The sequence below is a fragment of the Alkalibacterium sp. m-11 genome (assembly GCF_054658155.1).
This window is the reverse complement of record NZ_BAAGIR010000158.1, coordinates 1-3,941: the sequence shown is the minus strand read 5'-3', so window position 1 is coordinate 3,941 and position 3,941 is coordinate 1. Positions and strand designations below refer to the sequence as shown.

3 protein-coding genes are annotated in these 3,941 nt (G+C 42.8%); 1 reads left to right on the top strand and 2 read right to left on the bottom strand.

The annotated features are described in order from the left end of the window. The first annotated feature begins 275 nt into the window (after nt 1-275). Entirely contained in the window at nt 276-1,637 is a 1,362-nt protein-coding gene (locus tag ACYQ2O_RS10925; protein ID WP_459796616.1) for an FAD-binding oxidoreductase, read from the top strand. Between the two features lie 64 nt (nt 1,638-1,701). Here the strand turns inward: ACYQ2O_RS10925 and ACYQ2O_RS10920 are convergent, their stop codons facing one another. Both ACYQ2O_RS10920 and ACYQ2O_RS10915 read right to left on the bottom strand, forming a co-directional pair. Next, nucleotides 1,702-2,232, bottom strand: a complete 531-nt coding sequence (locus tag ACYQ2O_RS10920; protein WP_459796615.1) for a hypothetical protein — start codon at nt 2,230-2,232, stop codon at nt 1,702-1,704. Between the two features lie 228 nt (nt 2,233-2,460). Beyond that, nucleotides 2,461-3,693, bottom strand: a complete 1,233-nt coding sequence (locus ACYQ2O_RS10915; RefSeq protein ID WP_459796614.1) for a serine hydroxymethyltransferase — start codon at nt 3,691-3,693, stop codon at nt 2,461-2,463. Between the last annotated feature and the right edge of the window lie 248 nt (nt 3,694-3,941).

The following is a 3,941-nucleotide window of genomic DNA, read 5'->3' as shown; positions in this document are numbered from 1 at the left end:
AAGGGGAACAATGACTTTTGTGTGACGAGTTATTGCAGGAATAAGACTTATTTTTTACTTTTTTCGAAAATACTGTCGAGCAAGCTCGAGCGCCATTCATCACCCGCTTATAGAAGCGAGTGTCTTCTGTCGCAGTACGATAAAAGGTGTCAAATAATGAATGTTTGTACCTGATCATCTTTTTCATCGGATTATGGTGGACACCTGACCGCCTAATTAGTTAAAATGGATACACAATGAACCGCTTACACCTTAAGCCAATTAGGAGGATTTAAATGACTACACTCGACTCAATTATTACGGACAGCACGCGCCTGTTTATCGGTGATGCCGTCCCGGAAACTTATTATAAAGACACCTATGTAAAAAATATCAAGCCCGTTCATGCAGTCGCTCTCCCAGTCACACATAAAGAAGTTCAGGCCCTGGTTCAGTTTGCCATCGACAAAGATCTGAAGATACTGGCTCGTGGTGCTGGGACAGGTGTTGCCGGTGCTCAAGTTCCGCTTGAAGGCAATGAACTCATCATCGACGTTCATCTGATGGATACCATTACCGAGCTGGATGAAGAAACGCTGACGCTGACCGTTGAACCGGGCGTGCTGGTTGGCGACATTCATACCTATGTAGAGAGTAAAGGCTACTTCTATCCACCAGATCCCGCTTCAAAGCATTCAACGATTGGTGGAAATGTGGCGACGAATGCCGGTGGACTGCGTGCCGTCAAATACGGAACGACCCGCCAATATGTAAGAGAAATGACCGTCGTTCTGCCCAGTGGAGAATCCATGACACTCGGCAGCAAAAACATCAAGGACAGTTCCGGATATGATTTGAAAGACCTCTTTATCGGATCGGAAGGCACACTCGGCATTACGACTCAGATCAAGCTTAAACTGATTCCTCTACCTAAAGCCAGTCTGTCCATCCTTCTGGCTTTCGATACGGTCCAGGAAGCAACAGACGCAACTTTAGCTATTCTGACCAGCGGAGCCGATCCTTCCGGGGTGGAACTGTTTGAACGGCAGGCTCTGAGATACGCTGAACAGAATCTCGGTTACCCATTAAAATCACAGGTGGGAGAAGCCTATCTCTTAATGACGCTTGATGGAAATGATGCAGCTGATCTGACGGTGCGGGCCGAACTGGTCGAGCAGATTGCTAAAGAGACCGCACTTGAGAGTCATGTCCTGACAGAGGAAGAAGCCGCTAAGAACTGGGCATTGAGAGACAACATTCTTCTGGGGCTTACCGTCTTTACTGAATTCGAACTGCTGGATGAGGTCGTTCCAATCAATAAATTTGCCGAACTGATCGAGTCCACAAAAGCGATGCAGGAAAAACATGGGCTGAATGTTTTGAACTTCGGACATGCTGGAGACGGAAATGTTCATACCCTGTTGATGAAAGATGACTTGAGTGAAGAGGAATGGACTAGAAGACGCGCTGCTCTTCTAAAAGATCTGTACCAGAAAGTTGCTGATCTAGGAGGCCTTCCTTCCGCCGAGCACGGCATCGGAATCGTCAAGAAAGAATACATGGCAAGCATGACGGATGACATCAACTTGAAGTACATGCGAGCCATCAAACAAGTCTTTGACCCGGATAACCGACTGAATCCTGGGAAAGTGTTCTGATTACTTTTTTATAAACTGCATTATAAAGGTCATTCTAGGATTTCTAGAATGACCTTTTATATGATTATCTAATTTTCACTTGTTGGGAAGCTGAGCTGACTTGCCACAAGGTTAAGTATTCAAATAGTATGAGTAAAGCAACTAGTATGCCTGTAAGCAATGGACTGAAGAAGAACGTAATAAGTACCAGCGGGGATATAAACAATGCTGTATTGAGTGGCAGACGCACTCTAGTTGACACTGATTGTGCCGTTCTATTTCTGTTATCAAACAATTCAGAAAAAGAAAAAACTGGAAAGATTAAATTGTAAAATAATACCGCGACCATACTGATTGAAAGAACATAGTCTAGCGTTCCAGTAAGTCCAATAGAGATGATTTTAATCTCCAAAATCCTTGACACCAGCAGACTCACGTTAACCACTATATATACCAGAGGTCCAAGGCTAATTTTTCCATAATCTAAATGAAGTCTACTTACCAGTATAATTCCTCCGATTAAGTTACTTAACAAATATATGTAACTGATGTCCTCTACTGCCACATTACCTTTTAAAAACATTAGAAAATAGGCCATAACAATCCAACTGGTCATCGTTCATTCCCTCTTCCTCTAATTCATTATTATTCTACTTGTTATTGTCGTTATTAATGCTTTTATATAGTAAATCATACATAGCATAAAAGTGCTACAGCTTTAAAGATCACACGAACTGATCCGGTCTGTTTACACAATGAGATTGTAGGGGAATAAAGTATCTAAAGTAGCGAAAAAGCTGACTTCAGTCTTATCCTGAGGTCAGCTTTTATACTCATCTACCGATTATCCGTACAGTGGAAACTTACGTGTCAGTTCCTTAACTGACTGTCTGATTTTGTCTAGTTCATCTTCGTTGTCCTTAGAATTCAAAGCAGCAACGATCAGTTCAGCTACGTGTCTGCATTCTTCTTCCTTGAATCCGCGAGTGGTCACAGCTGGTGTTCCGATTCGAATCCCACTTGTTTTGAATGGTCCAAGTGTATCAAAAGGAATAGAATTTTTGTTTACAGTGATGCCTACTTCATCAAGTAAAGCCTCTGCCTGTTTCCCGTTTAGTCCGAAGTCAGAAACTTCCATAAGCAGCAGGTGATTATCCGTTCCCCCACTAATTAAACGGCCTTTTGATCCTTCAAATACTTCTACCATAGCTCGTGCGTTTGCCTTGATTTGTTTAGTATAGTCTTTAAAACTGGGCTCCAGAGCTTCCTTGAATGCAATGGCCTTCCCCGCTATCACATGCTCAAGTGGTCCCCCTTGAATGCCCGGGAAGATTGCGCTGTTCAGCTTCTTGCCGTACTCTTCTTTCGCAAGGATCAGTCCGCCTCTAGGTCCTCTCAACGTTTTGTGCGTCGTGCTGGTCACAACATCAGCGTAAGGAATAGGATCCGGATGTTCTCCCGTCGCGATCAGACCGGCTATATGAGCCATATCCACCATCAAAATAGCCCCTACTTCATCCGCTATCTCACGGAATTTGGCAAAATCAATTGCTCGAGGATAGGCACTGTAACCAGCAATAATCATTTTAGGTTTATGCTCAAGCGCCAGACGTCTGACCTGGTCAAAATCGATTGTTTCAGTTTCTTTATCTACTTCATAAGGGACGACATTATAGAGTTTCCCACTAAAATTGACATGAGAACCGTGGGTCAAATGACCACCGTGATTCAAGTTCATTCCCATGTATGTATCCCCGGGTTCCAGGAAAGTCTGAAAAACTGCCATGTTAGCTTGAGAACCAGAGTGCGGCTGTACATTGGCATACTCTGCACCAAAAAGTTCTTTTGCTCGTTCGATGGCCAGATTCTCAATCACATCTACAAATTCGCATCCACCGTAGTAGCGTTTGCCCGGATAGCCTTCTGCATATTTATTCGTCAGCACACTTCCCTGTGCATCCATGACTGCTTGAGAAACAAAGTTTTCTGATGCAATAAGTTCAATGTTCTCTTCCTGACGCTTTTTCTCTTGTTCAATCGCTTCAAATACTTCATGATCAATGACAGGTTTTAACACTTAAGATCCTCTCCCCAAATAAAATTTACTGCTTTTGTAAAAGTATAGCACAGCTGTGTGAAAAGTCATTTACTTTCATAAAATTTAGTAACTAAACTTTTTGTCTCTATTACTTACTCTTTTTTTAACGTAATTCCGAAAGAAGTCTCCCACTTCTAAACGTATGGGTACGAAGCACCAGTGAAAGTGGGAGATGAATGTCGGTCAAGCGATAGCTTGAAGTTATTTCTCAAGACCTTTTCTTATTA

Coding starts and splice junctions, on each gene's coding strand:
- ACYQ2O_RS10925 (WP_459796616.1), top strand. CDS start 276: ATGACTACACTCGACTCAATTATTACGGACAGCACGCGCCTGTTTATC.
- ACYQ2O_RS10920 (WP_459796615.1), bottom strand. CDS start 2,232: ATGACCAGTTGGATTGTTATGGCCTATTTTCTAATGTTTTTAAAAGGT.